The organism is Nocardia vinacea NBRC 16497, assembly GCF_000308835.1.
In the GTDB taxonomy this organism is placed as follows: Bacteria; Actinomycetota; Actinomycetes; order Mycobacteriales; family Mycobacteriaceae; genus Nocardia; species Nocardia vinacea.
This window is the reverse complement of record NZ_BAGN01000054.1, coordinates 19,523-37,974: the sequence shown is the minus strand read 5'-3', so window position 1 is coordinate 37,974 and position 18,452 is coordinate 19,523. Positions and strand designations below refer to the sequence as shown.

Sequence of the window (18,452 nt, the reverse complement as noted above, 5' to 3'; positions counted from 1 at the left end):
CACGCCGTCGATGTAGGCGGTCACGTCGATATTGACGATGTCGCCGTCCTCGATTCACCGTCGAGTCCGGAATGCCGTGGCAGATCACCTCGTTCAGCGAGGTGCAGCACGACTTCGGAAAACCCTTGTACCTCGGCGGCGCGACCTTGGCACCTGTGCGCTTGCCCGTTACCGAGGTGAAGAAGTTGCGGTAGGCGGTGTTCAGATCGGCGAGCGCCTGTTGCAGAACGACCGACGACACTTCGGTCAGCCACGCCCGCTCCGGCGTGCATTTGACCTCGGTGAGTCGCTTCGACAATTCGCCGTTGCGGATCCGCTGCCCGGCTTCGAACGCTTCGTGCCGCGCGCGTAATGCGTCGTTGAACACCACGCGAGCGCACCCGAACGCCTTCGCCAACGACCGCTGTTGCCCCACAGTGGGATACAAGCGGAAGTTGTACCGAAGCTGCACACCCCACACTACCAACTGAACCGAGATCAGCGATCTAAAGCTTCGTAGAGTGCGCGGATATCGCGCAGTCCGGCCGCGGCCGTCGGTTCGTCCTCGGCGATCATGCACAGTGCGCGGCGGAGCAAGGTCGGGTCCAGATCATCGATGGCGGGGCGGAATTCGAGTTTCGGGAGGTCGGGCAGTTGGATTCGGTCGCCGTAGGGGTCGTCGGAAACTGTCGGCGCTGTGTCACGTTCGATGCCGACGATGAGGGTGTCCAGGTCGAGGCCGCGCAGGGTGAGGATTTCGCGAGGACGCTCATCGAGACGTTCCGCGAGCAGATAGCAGACCGCGGCCACGTGCTTGCACGGCCAGCCGGGATCCGGACAGGTGCAGGAGAAGTCGAGATCCGCGGCCGTTGTCGGAAGCAGATGCTCGCCGAGACTCGTCGGCAGCGCACCGGAGGCGATTTCGGCCAGTACGCCCGGCGTGGTCCGGATGGTCTCGATGAGCAGTTCGAGTTCCTCGTCGCGCAGTGGCCGGATGGCGAATACCGAGGTGAACGGGCGCGGCTGACTCCCTTGGACTTCCGCGGTGACCGCACCGGGTTCGATCCGATAGCTCACGACCTGTCCGGCCCTGGCATAGGTGCGACCGCGCGCGAGTCGACCGGGTTCGGCCATTTGCTCGACCGCCTCGATCAACGCCTTCCCCCACCAGGTGCGTCCGAATCCGCCACGGCGACTGCGTGCTTCGACCCCGCCGCGCACCGGGCGGCGTTTGCCGTACTTGCTGTAATCCTCGAAGGGACTCAATCGCCGACCGCCTCCGCGCCGAGAGTGAAGAGCCGGTGCAGTTCGTCCGTGCTCAATTCGGTGATCCAGTTCTCTCCCGCACCGATGGCCAGATCGGCGAGTTGGCGTTTGCCGCTGATCATTTCGTCGATCTTCTCCTCGATGGTGTCGACGCAGATCAGTTTGCGCACCTGCACATTGCGCTGCTGACCGATTCTGAAGGCGCGGTCGGTGGCTTGGTTCTCGACGGCCGGATTCCACCAACGATCCAGGTGCACGACATGGTTGGCGGCGGTGAGGTTCAGGCCGGTGCCACCGGCCTTGAGCGACAACAGCATCAGCGGTGGGCCATCCGGTTCCTGGAAGCGCTCGACCATGGTGTCGCGCTGTTTCTTCGGCACGCCACCGTGCAGGAACGGAATCTTCGTACCGAAGCGCTCGGTCAGATAGGGCGCGATGAGCTCGCCGAATTCGCGGAACTGGGTGAACAGCAATGCCTTCTCGCCGTCGGCCAGCACCGCATCGAGGACGTCCTCCACCAGGGCGAGTTTGCCGGAGCGGTGATTGCCGCGATGCAGCACGCCGGAGCCGTCGCCGAGGAAATGCGCGGGATGGTTGCAGACCTGTTTGAGCCGGGTCAGCGCGCCGAGTACCGCGCCCTTGCGCGCCATACCCTTCGCATCCTTCAGTTTGGCCATCATGTCGTCGACGACCGCCTGGTACAGCGCCGCCTGCTCCACGGTCAGGTTGGCGCGCACCGTCATCTCCAGTTTCTCCGGCAGATCGCTGATGACGGCGGGATCGGTTTTCACCCGGCGTAGCACGAACGGCTGCGTGACGGTGCGCAGCCGGCTGATGGCGTTCTCGTCCCGATCGCGTTCGATCGGAACGGCGAACCGGGCACGGAAAGTCTGTGCGCTACCAAGCACCTTCGGCATCGTGAAGTCCAGAATCGAGCGCAATTCCTCGAGGCGGTTCTCCACCGGAGTTCCGGTGAGCGCCAACCGATGTCGGGCAGGTACGGCCCGCGCTGCCTTCGCCTGTCTGGTTCCGGCGTTCTTGATGTGCTGCGCCTCGTCGAGCACCACGCGATCCCACTGCTGCCGCGCCAATTCGGCTGCGTCCCTTGCCAGGAGCGAATAGGTGGTGATTACCAGATCCGCGGCCGCAACGGCTTCGTCCAGATCCGTACCCGACTTGCGACCGACACCGTGATGCACCAAAATCCGCAGATCAGGGGCGAATCGCTCCGCCTCGCGCTGCCAGTTGCCGACGACCGACATCGGGCTCACAAGCAGCGTCGGCCCGGAACCGTCGGTCCCCTCGCGCTCGTGCACGAGCAGGGCCAAGACCTGCACTGTCTTACCCAGGCCCATGTCATCGGCGAGGATTCCGCCCACCCCGTAGCGACTCATGGTGGCCAGCCAGGCCAACCCACGCTCCTGATACGGCCGCAACTGCGCCTTCAAACCGACCGGCGGACTCACCGGTACCGGGTCGCGGGTCTGGTCCAAAAGATCCGCGGCCCAACCGGTTGCGCTGACCTCGGTGATCGGAACCTTCTCGACATGGCCGGTGACGAGTTCGCCGACCAGATCGGCGAAGGTGATTTCGGTGTCGTCGAGATGGGCGGCGACATAGCGGGCGGCGGCGGCCAGCATCTTGTGGTCGGCCTGCACCCATTCGCCGCGCAGCTGCACCAGATCCGACTTCGAGCGAACCAGCCGTTCCATCTCTGCCTTGGTCAGCACGGTATCGCCGAGGGCGAGTTCCCAGCGGTAGGAGACGAGTCCGCGCATACCGACGGTGCTCTCGGCGGCGGGAACGGCGCTCTCCACACGTAGCCGCATGGTCGGGGCGCTGATATTCCAAGCGCGCGGCAGCAACAACCGCACACCCGCCGCCTGCAGCGCGTATGCGCCGTGTTCGACCAGATCCGCGACCACCTCGGTCGGCAGCAGCAGATCCATCGACTGCGGATCGTTCGGCAGGTCGCGCAGGCGCGGATAGGCCCGCGTCGCCTCCCCCAGCTTCTCGATCGCGGTGCGGACCAGCACCGGATCACCGAGCAGCGGAACCGGATTCGGCGCTTCACCATCGGCGCGCAGACAGACCTGCAGTCGCCACAGCGCCACCACGTCATCGGCCTCGGTATCGGCCTCGCCGAGCGCGATATCGCCCTCGGGCTCCAGCAGGCGCAGCACCAACTCGGGCTCGTCCCCGGTCAGACTCGCCCGCCAGCGTTCCAGCACCTCGGCCAGCTGATGACTGCCGCCATCCAGGGCGATGTCATCGATGAGTGCGGCCACCAGCGGATGTGCCGACGGCGGCGGATCCATCAGTTCCCGGACGATCGGATCGGCGAGTTCGGTGACCATATCCTCGAGCAGCGTCCCCGGCTTCCCCGCGACGCGCAGTGCGGGCGGCATAGCCACCGCCAACTCCGCCAGCCAGGCACGCTGACGCTCACCGCCGACCAAACGCCAGCGCACCCACCACTGCCCGTCGTCGCGGCGCAGCTCGGGCACCACCCGCCCGGCCCGCACCCACCGCTCGACACCGTGCGCCACATGCGCGAGAAACCGCAGATCCCCCGAAACCGCATCGACCGGCAGCCGCTGTCGCAGCGCGACCGCGGCCGCCGCGGGCACCATCGCATGCGCTCTGACCTGCTCGGTCACCCCCTGCGACCCGCTGACCAGTACCTGCGCCCGATGCCGGAACTTCGACGCTTTCAGTACCGCGCCCAACGGTTCGGGTAGCGCGACCGGGGCCTCCTGCCAGAGCAGCAAGCCCGATCCCGGCGACCACAGACCGTGCAGCACCACCCCATCCAATCAGGCGGGTCCGACAGACGCTGCGGCCATCCTCGCCCGTCGCTCAGTCGAGTTCGTAATCGAACCAGATGTGGTGCACACCGTCGGCGTCGACGGTGAGACCACCGGTGCCGGTGATACCGGCCAGCTCACCGGTGCCGCTGGTCGGCACGATGGTGAAGAACTCGGCCGTGCGGTCGGCGCCGCGGGTGGTCGCCGAATGCGCGAAGTTGAAGCTGCCCGCGCGATCGTGCAGCGAGCCCTCGAACGATTCCATGGCGACATACGTCCCCGCCCCCGTCGCCTGGTCGAAGGCGGCGGTGAACAGCGTCGCGGACCGACCGGTGATCTCGCCCGCGAATTCCTTCTCGATGTGCGCGATGCCGACCGGCAGCGCGGTGGCGATGGCCGGATCCGGCACGACATCGGTTGGGGTGAAGGAGGCGACAGCGAACGTGCCGATTGCTTTCATGCGGCGGAGCGTATCGGCGGGTACCGACAACTACTCACGAGTCTTGGCGATGGGCGAGCACCTTGCGCACGACAAGACCCACGACCAATGCCCAGAAGGCCGCACCGACGCCGAGGAACCCGACGCCGGACGCGGCGATCAGGAAGGTGACAACACCCGCCTCACGGTGCTGCTCGGATTTCAGGGCTCCGGCAAGGGCGGCCGCGAGCGTCGCCAGCAGGGCAAGTCCCGCAACCGTTTCCAGCGTGCCCTTGGGCGCGGTGGCGATCAGGGTAACCAGCGCCGCCGAGCCGAGGGCGAGAATCAGATAGGAGGCACCCGCGGTGAAGGCCGCGATCCAGCGGCGCTTCGGATCCGGATGGGCGGCAGGGGCGGCCGAGAGCGCGGCACTGATCGCGGCCAGGTTGATGGCGTGACCACCTGCCGGTGCGCCAAGAACGGTGCCGATGCCGGTGACGGACATCGAAGCGCGCCAAGGGACTCGGTAATCGAAGGACTTCATCACGGCGGTGCCCGGAATGTTCTGGGAGGCCATGGTGACGATGTAGAGCGGAATGGCGATACCGATCATCGCCTGCCAACTCCAGTGCGGCACGGTCAGTTCGAGCGAGGGGCGCATCGCCGCCAGGTCGAGATGCTTGTGCTGCACCGCGATACTGATACCCGCGCCGACCGCAGCGGTCGCGAAGGCCGCGATCACCGCCCAGCGCTTGGCGAATCGCTGCAGCACCAGCCACACCACGATCACCGGCACCACCACCGCCGGACTGGCCTGCACGGCCTTCACCGGCGCGAGACACAGCGGCAGCAGCACACCGGCGAGCATGGCCTGCGCGATCTCCACCGGAATCGCGGCAACCAGATTGCCGAGCCGCTGCCACAGTCCGGTGATCACGATCAGCACACCGGTTATCGCGAACGCCCCGACTGCCGCGGCCCAGCCACCGGCGACCGCGCCGGTGCTGGCGAGCAGTGCCGCACCCGGCGTCGACCAAGCCAGTGTGATCGGCAACCGATACCGATAACTCAGCAGCATCATCCCGATGGCCAGCGTGAGGCAGAGCACGAGCAGTCCCGACGCCGCCTGTGCCGGCGTGGCCCCGACCGCCGTCAACCCGCTCAGCACCACCGCGAATGAGCTGGTGAATCCGACCAGCGCGGTGACGACACCGGCCCCGACCGGCTGTGCGAGCCGCGCCTCACGGTGGACCGGTGTCGGGGTGTCGGCGAGCGCCGGGGAAAGCCTGGGCATTTCTGGAATCCTCCCGGGTCATCAGTCCAGTTGTCACAGCCAGTTGCTGGAAACTGGACTGAATTGCACGGTCCTACCCGTCGGTACTTTCGCAGCGCGCTGACAGCGCTGCGCGTCTGTGCGTAGGGTGGGGAACGTCGGTGCTCTCGAGTGCGGATTCGGAATAGGGAGCTTTGTTGAGCGCGGTACTGATCTCGGCGGATGAACTTCGGGAAGTATTGGCGGACAAGCGGGTTCGTCTACTCGATGTGCGGTGGGCGCTCGGTGATCCGGACGGCCCGCAGCATTATCTGGACGGACATATTCCGGGCGCGGTCTTCGTCGATCTGGAGACCGAGCTGGCCGCACCGCCGTCCCCCGCGCGCGGGCGGCATCCGCTGCCCGATCCCGCGCAGCTCGAAAAATGCGCGCGCAGCTGGGGTTTGCGGACCGGCGATCCGGTGGTCGTCTACGACGCGACGGGCGGCATGGCGGCGGCGCGGGCCTGGTGGCTGCTGCGCTGGGCCGGAATCGCGGACGTGCGGATTCTCGACGGCGGTCTGCCCGCGTGGACCGGTTCGGGCGGTGCGATCGCCTCCGGCGCGGAGGACGACCCCGAACTCGGTGACGTCGAGGTGAATCCGGGGCAGCTGCCGGTCATCAATGCCGATGCGGCCGCCAAATGGTCCGGCGTACTGCTCGACGCACGCGCGGGCGAACGCTACCGCGGCGAGGTGGAACCGGTCGATCCGCAGGCGGGCCACATTCCGGGCGCGATCAGCGCACCGACCGCGGAGAACCTCGACGCCGACGGACGGTTCCGCGGCGTAGACGCTTTGCAAGATCGCTTCGCCGCATTCGGGTCCGGGCCGGTCGCGGTCTATTGCGGCTCGGGTGTGACCGCAGCCCACCAGATCGCCGCACTCGCCGCCGCAGGCATCGAGGCGGCACTGTATCCGGGCTCGTGGTCGCAATGGTCGAACGACCCGAAACGCCCGGTCGCCACCGGGGCATAGCTCACTACGGGCACGAGCGGGCAATGTCGTTCAGCACGGCATTGTCGGCGGCGGTCACCGGTAGGTCGTACTGGACCGCGACCGTCAGGTATTTGCCCGCATAGAGACAATCGTTCGTGCGCGGTGTCCATTCCGACGGTGTGCTGTCCCCCTTGGCCTGGTTGGCAGTCGCTGCGGTGGCCAGCAGATTCACGTCGATATCGTTGGCGAAACGCAGCCGCCGCTCGAGCGGCCAGGACACCGCACCCATATCCCAGGCAGCGGCCAGCGGATAGACGTGGTCGATCTGGATATCGCCCGCATCGGCCTTACTGAAGGTGATCCGCCTGCCGGTGTAGGGGTCATCGAGTGTGCCTGCGGTTACCACGCAGCCGTGGGTGCCCGGTCGGAAACTCACCCCGGTCAGCTGCGCGCTCAGTACGTTGTTGCGGGTATCGCAGCCGTCGTGACCAGCGGGGCCGTCGTAGTCATCGGTCCATGAGGGTCCGAATACGCACCGCTGTCCGTCCTTGCAACCGCGCTCATAACCGCCGGGATGTCCCCGTACGGCAACGACTCGCACCGACGCCAGCAGCTGCTCGAGCTGAACCCTGGTCAGGCCGAGTTCACCCACCCCGCCAGCGGCCGTCCCCCTGCCGGATGCGGGCGCGACCGGTCCACCGCCCACCTCGGCGCATCCGGACAGCGCGAACATCGCCGCCGCGATCAGGGCAGGCAACCATCGTCGAATGTCGGCACGCACGGTGCCAGATGTACCCGTATGGACCGACATTCGTAGAACCCGGCCGCAGCGCCTCGGAGCCGTTCAGCCGTCACAGCCAGGCGCGAGCCAGCAGATCGTCATTGGCGACTTCACTGCTCCGGGGTGGGAATCTGGTGGCCACGATGGACTCGGTGTGCGCGCCGTCGTGTCCGATCAGCCACGAACCACCGCGCTCCTCGCACTCGGCGATCTTCGCGAAGGTGGTGAGCAGGAACGTGACGGCGTCACGCGGGTCCAGGGTTCGGGCCAGTCGCTGTGATTCACCGGGCCGGGACAAGTCCAGCCAGACGCCGGACTGTCCGTCCAGTCGCATGCCGACGATCTTGTCGGCATTGACAAAGGTGAATTTGCGCCGTTCCCACGGCGTGGTCGGCGTGAAGCTCTGCTCGAGTACCTGGAGCAGAATCGTCATGCTTTGCCCTCCGCTTTCCGTTGACGCCCAACTGCGGTTCTCATGCGATGACCAGCGGATATACCAGTATGTTCCGAAAATGGTGCCAAGGGGTAGTAACTGGTCCATCTCGGCGAGTTCAGGGATTTTTCCGGCGACCGATTAGTTCGGCGACCGGGCCGCGTCTATATCTGCAAACGCAAAATGATCAGGGAGGACTTCATGAGCGACAACGCCCTGCCGCCCGTCGTCGATGCCGACACCTGGCAGCGCCAACTCGATGAGCTGCGTGTCCGGGAGAAGGCGGCGACCCGAGAACTCGATGCGATCGCCGCCCAGCGGCGGCGCCTGCCGATGGTCGAAATGCCCGAATACACCCTCGAGGGCGAGGCGGGATCGGTGCGGCTGGCGGATATCTTCGACGGTAAGTCACAGCTGATCGTCTACAACCACATGTGGTTCCCGGGCGAGAAGTGGCAGTGCGGTGGTTGTACCGGGTTCACTTCGCAGTTCACCCGGTTGGAGTTCCTGGACAACTACGATGCCCGGTTCGTCATCGTCACCCAGGGGCCGATCGACGAGGCGCTCGCGTACAAGCGGCGGGTCGGGAACAAAATGGCCTGGTATTCCACGGCGAACAGTCCATTCGGCACCGACGTCGGCGCACCGCCCGGCGGCGGATTCGCGGTCAACGTATTCCTGCGCGACGGCGATACGGTCTATCGCACCTGGCACACCAACGGCCGTGGCACCGAGCAGATCGGTCACAGCTTCGCGCTGATCGACGTGCTGCCGTACGGGCGGCAGGAGCAGTGGCAGGACTCGCCCGAGGGGTGGCCGCAATCGCCGACCTACAGCCGATGGAGCGGCTCCGAAGACATCGCCGCGCACTACGGCGACCCGGGGGCGTGACTACATCCGGCCCAGTAGCGTGAGCGGATCCTCGAGCAATCCGGCGACGGTCGCGAGGAAGCGCGCTGCCAGCTCACCATCGATCATCCGGTGGTCGAAACTGATGCCGATGGTGGTGACCCACCTGATGGCGAGTTCGTCACGGAATACCCACGGGCGCTTCCGAATCGAGCCGAGGCACAGGATCGCGGCCTCGCCCGGATTGACCAGCGGAACACCGGCGTCGACACCGAAGACGCCGACATTGGTGATGGTGAAGCTGCCGCCGCGCAGGTCGGTCGGAGTCGCGCGGCCCGAACGCGCCGTCTCGGCGAGCCAGCCGATCTCCCGGCACAGTTCGCGCAGGCTCAATGCCTGGGCTTCCTTGAGGTTGGGCACCAGCAGGCCGCGTTCGGTGGCGACCGCGATGCCGAGATTCACGTAGTGCTTGGTGACGATCTGCTGATTCGCTTCGTCCCAGAATGCGTTGATGCCGGGATATTCCGCGAGGGCGGCGAGGACGGACTTGGCGACCAAGGCCAGCGGTGTCAGCGTCAGCCCCTCGAAGGTTTTGGTGGTGCGCAGGTGGTCGAGCAGTTCCATCGATGCGGTGAAGTCGATGGTGACAAAGGTGCTGGCCTGCGGGATGGTGCGCGCGCTCGCCACCATGGCGGCCGCGGTGCGTTTGCGGATGCCACTGATCGGGGTGCGTTCCTCGCGGGATGCGGGGCGGATGATGCCCGCATTCGGATCGGTGACCGATGGCGGTGGCGCGGCCGGGCCGTCGGTGTGGGTCGCCGCAGCGCGCGGCTGCGATACCGGGACCGCGCCGCGCACGTCCTCGACCGTGACCGCACCGTCGGGGCCCGAACCCGCGACGTACCAGAGGTCGATGCCGAGTTCCTTGGCGAGTTTGCGCGCGCCGGGGGTCGCGGCAGCCCTGGCCATTCCCGACTCGACCGGATCGACGGTCGAACTCTCCTGCGGCGCAGTCGGTTCCGCAACCCTTCTGCGCCGCCGGGACACCGTCTCCCCTTCGGGCCCGTATCCGACCAGCACCGATGTCCGCCCGTTCGCCTCATCTTGCGCGACCGCCAGATCATTGCGCACCCGGATCAGCGGCGCCCCCACCACAATCGTCTCGCCGGGCCGAGCGAGCAATTCGATCACCGTGCCCGAGAACGGCGACGGCAGCGACACCACTGCCTTGGCCGTCTCCACCTCGGCGATCGTCTGATTCAGCTGCACGGTATCGCCGACGCCCACCGACCACGCCACCAACTCCGCATCGGTCAGTCCCTCGCCGAGATCGGGTAGCCGGAATTCCAGGATATTGCCCTGATCTTCCTCGGGGGCACGATCTTCCACTGGGGCACCTCTCAGTGAGCGGTAATCAGGCGGCGAGTGAGCGATCGACCGCGGCGAGGATCCGGTCCGGATCGGGCAGGTGGTGCTTTTCGAGCTTAGCCGGGGGGTATGGGATGTCGAAGCCACCGACGCGCAGCACCGGCGCCTCCAGGTAGTAGAAGCAGCGCTCGGTGATCCGCGCGGCGATCTCGGCGCCGAGCCCGCCGAAGACCGGCGCTTCGTGCGTCACGATCAACCTGCCGGTCTTGGCCACCGAGGCCTCGATGGTGTCGAAATCGATCGGCGACAAACTGCGCAGATCGACCACCTCGAGCGAATGCCCTTCCTCTGCGGCGATTTTCGCGGCCGTAGTGGCCGAAGCCACGGTGCCGCCGTAGGCGACGACGGTGGCATCGGTACCGCTGACGCAGACTCGGGCTCGGTCCAGCGGGATAGCCTCGGCGTCGAAATCGATCTCGGCCTTATCCCAGTAGCGCCGCTTGGGTTCGAAGAAGATCACCGGATCATCGAGCGCGATCGCCTGGCGGATCATGAAATACGCGTCGGCGGGATTGCTCGGCGTCACGACGCGCAGTCCCGCGGTATGGGCGAAATACGCCTCCGGCGACTCCGAGTGATGCTCCACCGAACCGATTCCACCGCCGAACGGAATGCGAATCGTAATGGGCGCGATCACCTTTCCCTGCGTCCGATAGTGGATCTTGGCGACGTGCGAAACGATCTGATCGAAAGCCGGATAGACGAAGCCGTCGAATTGAATCTCGCAGACCGGCCGGTAGCCGCGCAGCGCCATACCGAAAGCCGTTCCGACAATGCCGGATTCGGCCAGCGGCGTATCGATGACGCGGTTGTTCCCGAAATCCTTTTGCAGCGTATCGGTTACCCGGAACACCCCGCCGAGGCGGCCGATATCCTCGCCCATCAGAACGACTTTCGGATCGTCGTCCATGGCCCGCCGCAGCCCGGCATTGAGCGCTGCGGCGAAGGTCGTGATCATGTGGGGACTCCTTCCGGTCGCGCGGCACTCGCACCGGGGTCGCCGGCCAGATATTCCGCGTACTCGTTCCGCTCCTGGGTGATCAGCGGATGCGGGGTGGCATAGACGTGATCGAATAGCTGCGCCGGCGCCGGATCCGGCATATCGATGGTCGCGGTGCGCACCTGTTGCGCGACTTCGTCGGCGGTCGCATCGACATGGCGCTCGAATGCGTTGTCCCATAGAGACTCTCGTTCCATAAGTCGGCGCAGCCGCGCGATCGGATCGCGGCGCGCCCACTCCTCGGTCTCGGCGGCGGAGCGGTAGCGCGTCGGATCATCGGCGGTGGTGTGCGGACCCATCCGATAGGTGAGCGCCTCGATGAACGACGGTCCGCCACCGGTGCGAGCGCGGGCGGCGGCCTGCCTGGTGACCGCGAGGACGGCGAGCACATCATTGCCGTCGACCTGGAGGCCGGGTATTCCATAACCGTAGGCGCGCCGCGCGATCGGGGTCGCGCTCTGGATGCGGACGGGGGAACTGATCGCCCAGTGGTTGTTCTGGCAGAAGAAGACCACCGGGGCGCTCCAGCTCGCGGCGAAGCCCAGTGCCTCGGCGAGATCGCCCTGGCTCGAGGCGCCGTCACCGAAGTAGGCGATGGTCGCGATCTCCGCGCCGTCGAGGTGGGCGGCGTAGGCGTAACCGGTCGCGTGCAGGCCCTGCGAGCCGACGATGATATTCGGGTTGGTCATATTGACCGCTTCGGGATCCCAGCAGGAGTGCGCGACCCCGCGCCACATCCGGGTGAGTTCGGTGGGATGGACGCCGCGGCAGTAGGCGACGGCGTGCTCGCGGTAGCTACAGAAGACGTAGTCGTCGGGGCGCAAGGCGTATGCCGAGCCGACCTGGGCGGCCTCCTGCCCGATCATCGGCGCCCACAGTCCGAGCTGGCCCTGGCGTTGCAGAGCAGTTGCCTCGGTGTCGATCCGGCGGGTCACGACCAGGTCTGTGTACATCGCGCGCAGCTGTGCGGGCCCGATGTCGGCGATCAGGGCGGCGTGTTCTCGGTCGAGTACGCGGCGGCCGTCGGGTTGTACCAACTGAACCGGATAGTCGGATTTGTTCGTCATTCGGGATCGCCTCCTGACCACGAGCACAGGGCTGGTGTGCCCTATATCACATAGCATCCACGAGTAGGCGAAGTGCGCAAGTGGTCGATACGCGAGTAAGCAGAATGCCCAATTCTGACCGGCCGATTGATGTCATACTGCGTTGTATGACCAGTAGAGAACCCGCCGACGTGACCCTGGACGCCACCGACGCGCGGCTGTTGCTCGAGCTGGTCGCCAACCCACGCGCGACCGGCGTCGAGCTGGCGACCCGGCTCGGGTTGTCCCGCAATACCGTGCAGGCGCGGCTGTCACGCTGGGAGGCGAGCGGTGTGCTCGCCAGCTTCGAACGTCGAGTGCAACCACAGGCGCTGGGCTACCCACTGGCGGCTTTCGTCGCAGTCGTCGTCGATCAGCACCGATTGGATTCGGTGGTCGGCGAACTCGCCCGGGTGCCGGAGGTGACCGAAGTGTGCGGCATGACCGGACTGACCGATCTCACGGTCCGGGTGGTGGCGCAGGATGCGGACGATCTGTACCGCATCGCCGGGCAGATATTGAAGATCCCCGGGGTGGAACGCACCAATATGGCATTGGTGATGCAGCAATTCGTCGGGCCACGCACAGCCCCGCTACTGGATCGGCTGGCCGAATCCGCCGATCGCTCGCTACGGGCCTGATCCCTTCGGACCGAGGGGCTTACAGGAGGTTGAGGAATTCGGTGGCTGTCATTCCGGCCTGGCGCAGGATCGAGGCCAGTGTGCCGCGCTTGACCGGATCAGTCAGTGACCAGGGCGGCTGCGGCGGTGCGGATTATTTCTGGGATTTCTACCGGTTTGCGGGTTTCGTTGTCCACGTAGACGTGGACGAAGGTGCCGGTGGCGGCCAGGTCGAGGGCGTCGCCGGATTCGCGGAAGATGGCCAGGTCGTAGGTGATGCTGGAGCGGCCGAGGCGGGAGATGCGCAGGCCTACCTGGAGCTGGTCGGGGAAGCTGAGCGAGCCGTGGTACTGGCAGGAGGTCTGGGCGACCACGCCGAGGGCGGGCAGTTCGCGGATATCCGTGCCGGTGGCGTGCATGAGCCAGGCATTGACCGCGGTGTCGAAGTACGAGTAGTACGTCACGTTGTTCACGTGGCCGTAGTGGTCGTTATCGGCCCACCGGGTCGGCATCGGCCAAAGGACTGGATACTGCTGCGTCACCCGGCCGACGATAGCTCAGCCGGGGTGCTGCCCTGCCGGTGGTCGCGCGGACTCACGCCGAAGTGGCGTTTGAATGCCGTGCTCAGTGCGAACGCGCTGCCGTAGCCGACCTGGCGGGCAATGGATTCGATGGTGGCATCGGATTCCTGCAGCAGATCGGCCGCCAGGGCCAGCCGCCATTCGGTGAGGAACGCCATCGGCGGCTCACCGACCAGATCGGTGAACCGGCGAGCGAGCGCGGCGCGCGAAACTCCCACCGCCTCGGCCAAGCTCGCGACCGTCCAGCCGTGCGCCGGATTGTGCTGCAACAGCCGCAGCGCCTTGCCGACCAGCGGATCGCTGTAGGCGTGATACCACGCGGGCGCGTCATTGCGGGCGAACCAGGCGCGCAGGGCCGCGATCAGCACCATATCGAGCAGCCGGTCCAGGACGACGCCCTGTGCGGGCTCGTCCTTGGTGGCCTCGTCGACCAGAACGTCGAGCAGCCGGGTGTCGAAATCGCCGCGCCGCAAGATGATCACGGGCGGCAGGGCTCGCAGCAGCCGCTGACTCGCCGCGCCCGCGGACTCGTAGGTGCCCGTGACCATCAGGGTGGCGCCGTTCGCATCGGTGCCCCACTGGCGCACACCGAGACTCAATGTCTCGCAGAGGATTTCACCGTCGGCAGTCTTGGTGACGTTGCCTGGATCGATGAAGATCTGCGGTGTGGTGGCCGGATCGTCGGCGACTGTATATGGATCGGGTCCGCGGAAGATCGCGATATCGCCCGCGCTCACTTGCCGAGGCTTACTGCCCGCCGCATCGGTCATGATCCAGGCCGTGCCGCGGATCATCGATACCACCGTCAGCGGCGCCCGGTCCTGGATGCGCAGCGACCACGGCGGGTCGAGCAGTGAACACATGACGAACGCACCTCGGGCGCGTGGACCTTCGAGCAGGCTGGCGAGCGCATCCACATAACAAACAGTAGACGCTGACGCATGATCACGAGTCGCTGAGCTATGTTTCGTCGCGCGCCGCGCCGATGTACTGGAAACATGACAAACAGCACCTCCCACCAGCGCCGCATCCTCGTCACCGGCGGTACGGGCAAGACCGGCAGCCGCGTCGCGACCCGGCTCCGGCAGGCCGGTCATCCGATCCGGATCGGTTCCCGCGCAGCCGAGATCCCCTTCGACTGGGCCGACCGCAGCACGTGGACACCGGCGCTGTTCGGCGTGGACGCGGTGTACATCGCCTTCCAGCCGGATCTGGCGGTGCCGGGTGCGCCCGAGACCATCCGCGCATTCACCAATGCGGCCAAGGTCAACGGTGTGCGCAAACTCGTGCTGCTGTCCGGACGCGGCGAACCCGAGGCAGTGGCGTGTGAGCAGATCGTGCAGGGTTCGGGGCTCGACTGGACCATTGTGCGCTGCAGCTTCTTCGCACAGAACTTCAGCGAAGGCGCATTCCTGGAGTATGTGCTCGCGGGTGAGGTGGCGCTGCCCAATGGCGATGTGCCGGAACCGTTCGTGCACGCCGACGATATCGCCGATGTCGCCGTCGCCGCGTTGACCGAGGACGGGCACAGCGGCGAACTCTACGAACTGACCGGACCGAGGTCGTTGACGTTCGCCGAAGCCGTCGCGGAGATCGCCTCGGCGACCGGACACGAAATCGCTTTCATCCCGATCTCCCGCACGGATTTCGTTGCGGCACTGACCGAGTACCAGGTTCCCGCCGACGTCGTCAGCCTGCTCGACTACCTGTTCGGCACGATCCTGGACGGCAGGAACTCCAAGACCACCGACGGTGTCCAGCGTGCGCTCGGCCGGGAACCGAAAGGTTTCCGGGATTACGCCGACGAGACTGCAGCCACCGGAATTTGGAACATCTCGAGCGAGTAGGTGGTTGTAAGGAGTTAGACCGCCGCACGGACGCCCGATCTCAATGGCGAGATCCGCGGAGCCGGGCCTTCGGCCGATGATGTCCCGGACCGGCTCCCCGTGCGGCCGCGAGATCGCGCTCGACGCGGTACCGTCGAATCGGTGGCGACCACGACGATCGATCCGCAGATTCGGATAGCACGCGCCGCGGTGTTCGTGGTGTTCGCGTTGAACGGTTTTCTGTTGGCCATGTGGGTGGTGCACATCCCGGCTATAACCGATCGGACCGGTATCGCGCATTCCACGCTCGGCATGTTCATTCTCATGCTGGCCGGTGCGGGCATCGTCGGCATGCGCATCGCGGGCCCGCTCGCCGACCGATTCGGCAGCCGGACCGTGGTCGCGGCCGCCGCGGCGATCGCCTCGATATCGGTGCTCGGCCCCGGACTGGCGACCGGACCGGTCAGCCTGGCGATCGCGTTGGCCTGCTTCGGTTTCGGCAATGGTGCGCTCGACGTTTCGATGAATACCCAAGCGGTGCATGTCGAACGGGCTTATGACCGACCGATCATGTCGGCGTTCCACGCATTGTTCTCCGGCGGCGGATTCCTCGGCTCGCTGCTGGGTGCGGCCGCTCAGGGCGCGGGGTGGGATGTGCGCCTGAGCCTTTCGCTCGCCGCGGTGGCGGGGTTGGCGACTACCGCCGCGCTGGTGCCACGTCTGCTGGACGACACCGTATCGGCGGCGCGAGAAGAGAATTCGGATGCGCCCCCGGAAAGCGGCCCGCACGACCACATTCCGGAGAGCGCCGACCATGTTCCACCGAACCAGCGTCGTGAGTTCGAAACGACACCGCATGATGGCCGAGCGGCCCCGTCGACACCCGCACCCAACCGCTCCCGAAAAGTCCTGGCGCTGGCCGCAATCGCCTTCGCCCTACTCCTCACCGAGGGGGTCGCCGCCGACTGGAGCGCCCTGCAGGTCCGCGACCACCTCGATGTCGACGATGCCACCGCCGCACTGGCATTCGCCGCATTCTCCTGCACCATGACCGCGGGCCGCTTCACCACCGACCGCGTGGCGGGCGCGTTCGGCCGCGTCGCCGTCGTCCGCTACGGCACCCTGATCGCCGCATCCGGATTGGTCCTGATCATGGCTTCGGGCTGGGTGCCGCTGACGCTCCTCGGCTGGGCGATGTGCGGCCTCGGCCTCTCCGGCGGCATCCCGCAAATCTTCACCGCCGCAGGCAATCTCGGCTCGACCACGGCGGCTACCGATATGTCGCGGGTATTCAGCCTCGGTTACCTCGGCCTGCTCGCGGGCCCCTCCATCATCGGCTGGCTGACCGCCCTGATCCCACTCACCGCCGCACTGTTCGTCCCCCTCATCGCCGTCCTGCTCTGCAGTCGATACGCGGGTGCGGTCGCCCCACAACAAGTCACCGGATAGCGGCTGGCGCGAACGACGAATCCCGGGCAAGCGCGGCAAGCTCACGCCATTGCGGCAGCGGCAGCACAGTCGGATCAGCGGTAAGCACCTGTAGACACACATGATCGGCCCCGGCATCCAAATGCTGCCGAACACGCTCGCCGATCAACTCGATATCCCCGTATGCCACAACCGAATCCACCAGTCGTGAACTCGGACCACCCGCGATATCTTTGTCACCGAAACCGAAGCGGCGCACATTGGCCACCTGATGCGGTGCGGATTCGAGATAGCCCCCGATATGCGCCCTGGCCACCTCGCGGGCGCGCGCTCGATCGGCATCGAGGACGACGACCTGCTCGACACCGAGAAATGCCTCCGGCCCCATGATCCGCCGCGCCTCGGCGGTGTGCTCGACCGGCGCGTGATAGGGATGCGCACCCCAGGTCCGCTCGGCGGCCAATGCCAACATTTTGGGTCCGAGCGCGGCGAGTACCCGACGTGGCACCGGGTCCGGCCGCGGCCCGTACTGCGGAACAGCGTCCATCGCATCGAGATAGCCGCGCATCAGCGCCAGCGGCTTGCCGCCGGATGGAATCGTGTAGCCACCGGCCTCGACGGACCGACCACCGACCCGCTGGCCACCGAGTCCGAGCAGATAGCGACCCGGGAACGCCTCACCGAGCGCGCGCTCGGCGGTGGCCATGGCCATCGGATCGCGCAGTGCCGCATTGGCAATGCCCGCGGCGACCACCAGCCGCTCGGTCGCCCCGAGCAATAGCCACGCCTGCCCGACCGTATCGCGTCCGAACGCTTCACCGAACCACAGTGCGCCGTAACCCAATACCTCGATCTCGGCGACGGCCTCGCGCACCCGCCCGACCGGTTGTCCATCGAATGCGAAGGTCCAGATGCCGACGCCACCGAGGTCGTGCTCCACCATCATCGCGCTCCCAACGCTAAACCGGAGAAGTTCTCCGTTTCCTTGGCGGTACGATAGCGGAGAACTTCTCCGGTTAACAAGGGGTGCGCATGCGAGTCGACGCTCAGCGGAACTACGAACGCGTACTCGAGGCGGCGACAGCGGCATTCGCGAAGGAGGGTCCGGAGGCTTCGCTCAATGACATCGCCCGCCGCGCGGGCGTCGGCCCCGGCACGCTCTACCGGCACTTCCCCAACCGGCAAGCACTGCAGGCGGCCGTACTGAACGAGCGGATCGAAAAGCTCTGCGGCGATGCCGAAGAACTGGCGTCGCACGAGCCGACCGCAGCACTCACCGCGTGGCTGCGCGCCCTACTCGTGCACGCCCGGACCGATCACGGCTTGGGCGGCGCCGTCCTTGCCGGACCGGTCGACCTGGGTTTCGACTGCCAGCAGGCCATCCATCGGGCGGGTGCCGCTCTACTCACCAGGGCACAGCGCGATGGCGGCATCCGCGCGGATCTCGACATCGACGATGTGATCCAACTGGTAGCGGGCATCGCCCTGGCAGCACGTCACGGCACCGATCCGGAGCAACCGGATCGCCTGCTGCGCTTTGTCACGGACGCCATGCGCGATCCGCGCGAAAAAAGATCCACGCCATCAAGCTCTATCGCAACCTGACGGGCAGCGGCCTGCGGGAGGCCAAGGACGCGGTCGAAGCGCGCGAACGGCACTTGCGATGACGAAAGCCCGCTTCCGCGAACGGAAGCGGGCTTT

Annotated in this window: 19 protein-coding genes and 1 pseudogene; 7 read left to right on the top strand and 13 right to left on the bottom strand. The window is 66.4% G+C overall.

Annotated elements, in window-relative coordinates; all coding sequences use genetic code 11:
* From ON44_RS52355 to ON44_RS06555, 5 genes and pseudogenes are all read right to left on the bottom strand, one after another.
* Positions 1-133, bottom strand: a pseudogene (locus ON44_RS52355) (M24 family metallopeptidase); the annotation flags it as partial.
* A 344-nt stretch (positions 134-477) separates the two neighbouring features.
* Positions 478-1,245, bottom strand: coding sequence for an SWIM zinc finger family protein (locus ON44_RS06570; RefSeq protein WP_040687028.1), 768 nt, complete (start codon positions 1,243-1,245; stop codon positions 478-480).
* Positions 1,242-4,049: a DEAD/DEAH box helicase gene (locus tag ON44_RS06565; protein ID WP_040687053.1), complete on the bottom strand. Its 2,808-nt coding sequence runs from the start codon at positions 4,047-4,049 to the stop codon at positions 1,242-1,244. The genes ON44_RS06570 and ON44_RS06565 overlap by 4 nt, the downstream gene beginning before the upstream one ends.
* 55 nt (positions 4,050-4,104) lie before the next feature.
* Positions 4,105-4,512 (bottom strand): DUF3224 domain-containing protein, encoded by a 408-nt coding sequence (locus ON44_RS06560; RefSeq protein ID WP_040687026.1) that lies wholly within the window; start codon positions 4,510-4,512, stop codon positions 4,105-4,107.
* A gap of 34 nt (positions 4,513-4,546) precedes the next feature.
* Positions 4,547-5,764 carry a benzoate/H(+) symporter BenE family transporter gene (locus ON44_RS06555; RefSeq protein ID WP_051181632.1) on the bottom strand — a complete coding sequence of 406 codons (1,218 nt, stop codon included), beginning with the start codon at positions 5,762-5,764 and terminating at the stop codon, positions 4,547-4,549.
* Between the two features lie 176 nt (positions 5,765-5,940).
* Here ON44_RS06555 and ON44_RS06550 point away from each other — a divergent pair, with 176 nt between their 5' ends.
* Complete coding sequence (locus tag ON44_RS06550; RefSeq protein WP_444543889.1) at positions 5,941-6,759, top strand: sulfurtransferase; 819 nt, start codon at positions 5,941-5,943, stop codon at positions 6,757-6,759.
* 4 nt (positions 6,760-6,763) lie between these two features.
* Here ON44_RS06550 and ON44_RS06545 read toward each other — a convergent pair whose 3' ends face one another.
* Both ON44_RS06545 and ON44_RS06540 read right to left on the bottom strand, forming a co-directional pair.
* On the bottom strand, positions 6,764-7,453 hold the full coding sequence (locus ON44_RS06545; RefSeq protein ID WP_083897689.1) for an HNH endonuclease family protein: 690 nt from the start codon (positions 7,451-7,453) through the stop codon (positions 6,764-6,766).
* Positions 7,454-7,571: 118 nt separating this feature from the next.
* Positions 7,572-7,934, bottom strand: coding sequence for a hypothetical protein (locus tag ON44_RS06540; protein WP_040687025.1), 363 nt, complete (start codon positions 7,932-7,934; stop codon positions 7,572-7,574).
* A gap of 201 nt (positions 7,935-8,135) precedes the next feature.
* Between ON44_RS06540 and ON44_RS06535 the strand changes: the two genes are divergently transcribed.
* Complete coding sequence (locus ON44_RS06535; RefSeq protein ID WP_040687045.1) at positions 8,136-8,825, top strand: DUF899 domain-containing protein; 690 nt, start codon at positions 8,136-8,138, stop codon at positions 8,823-8,825.
* Here the strand turns inward: ON44_RS06535 and ON44_RS06530 are convergent, their stop codons facing one another.
* From ON44_RS06530 to pdhA, 3 genes are read right to left on the bottom strand one after another with little or no spacing between them, the layout of a single operon-like run.
* Positions 8,826-10,172, bottom strand: coding sequence for a dihydrolipoamide acetyltransferase family protein (locus ON44_RS06530; RefSeq protein WP_083897684.1), 1,347 nt, complete (start codon positions 10,170-10,172; stop codon positions 8,826-8,828).
* A 25-nt stretch (positions 10,173-10,197) separates the two neighbouring features.
* Entirely contained in the window at positions 10,198-11,169 is a 972-nt protein-coding gene (locus tag ON44_RS06525) for an alpha-ketoacid dehydrogenase subunit beta (RefSeq protein ID WP_040687023.1), read from the bottom strand.
* A complete protein-coding gene (gene pdhA / locus ON44_RS06520; protein ID WP_040687021.1) occupies positions 11,166-12,278 on the bottom strand; it encodes a pyruvate dehydrogenase (acetyl-transferring) E1 component subunit alpha in 1,113 nt (370 codons plus the stop codon). Before pdhA ends, ON44_RS06525 begins: the two co-directional genes overlap by 4 nt.
* A 146-nt stretch (positions 12,279-12,424) precedes the next feature.
* Between pdhA and ON44_RS06515 the strand changes: the two genes are divergently transcribed.
* On the top strand, positions 12,425-12,937 hold the full coding sequence (locus ON44_RS06515) for an Lrp/AsnC family transcriptional regulator (protein ID WP_040687019.1): 513 nt from the start codon (positions 12,425-12,427) through the stop codon (positions 12,935-12,937).
* Positions 12,938-13,035: 98 nt separating this feature from the next.
* Here the strand turns inward: ON44_RS06515 and ON44_RS06510 are convergent, their stop codons facing one another.
* Both ON44_RS06510 and ON44_RS06505 read right to left on the bottom strand, forming a co-directional pair.
* Positions 13,036-13,428: an acyl-CoA thioesterase gene (locus tag ON44_RS06510; protein ID WP_040687017.1), complete on the bottom strand. Its 393-nt coding sequence runs from the start codon at positions 13,426-13,428 to the stop codon at positions 13,036-13,038.
* A 26-nt stretch (positions 13,429-13,454) separates the two neighbouring features.
* Complete coding sequence (locus ON44_RS06505; RefSeq protein ID WP_040687016.1) at positions 13,455-14,414, bottom strand: AraC family transcriptional regulator; 960 nt, start codon at positions 14,412-14,414, stop codon at positions 13,455-13,457.
* An 81-nt stretch (positions 14,415-14,495) separates the two neighbouring features.
* On the opposite strand from ON44_RS06505, the gene ON44_RS06500 reads away from it, so the two are divergent.
* Together ON44_RS06500 and ON44_RS06495 are read left to right on the top strand one after the other, a co-directional pair.
* Positions 14,496-15,344, top strand: coding sequence for an NAD(P)H-binding protein (locus ON44_RS06500; protein ID WP_040687014.1), 849 nt, complete (start codon positions 14,496-14,498; stop codon positions 15,342-15,344).
* A gap of 141 nt (positions 15,345-15,485) precedes the next feature.
* Positions 15,486-16,772 carry an MFS transporter gene (locus ON44_RS06495; protein ID WP_051181636.1) on the top strand — a complete coding sequence of 429 codons (1,287 nt, stop codon included), beginning with the start codon at positions 15,486-15,488 and terminating at the stop codon, positions 16,770-16,772.
* On the opposite strand, the gene ON44_RS06490 is transcribed toward ON44_RS06495, so the two are convergent.
* Positions 16,762-17,697: a TIGR03620 family F420-dependent LLM class oxidoreductase gene (locus tag ON44_RS06490; protein ID WP_218007528.1), complete on the bottom strand. Its 936-nt coding sequence runs from the start codon at positions 17,695-17,697 to the stop codon at positions 16,762-16,764. The two genes, ON44_RS06495 and ON44_RS06490, sit on opposite strands and share 11 nt — an antisense overlap.
* A gap of 86 nt (positions 17,698-17,783) precedes the next feature.
* Here ON44_RS06490 and ON44_RS06485 point away from each other — a divergent pair, with 86 nt between their 5' ends.
* Positions 17,784-18,356, top strand: coding sequence for a TetR/AcrR family transcriptional regulator (locus ON44_RS06485; protein WP_051181631.1), 573 nt, complete (start codon positions 17,784-17,786; stop codon positions 18,354-18,356).
* The gene (locus tag ON44_RS53925; protein WP_083897688.1) at positions 18,326-18,418 is read left to right on the top strand and encodes a hypothetical protein; all 93 of its coding nucleotides are present in this window, start codon (positions 18,326-18,328) and stop codon (positions 18,416-18,418) included. Before ON44_RS06485 ends, ON44_RS53925 begins: the two co-directional genes overlap by 31 nt.
* Positions 18,419-18,452: the final 34 nt, after the last annotated feature.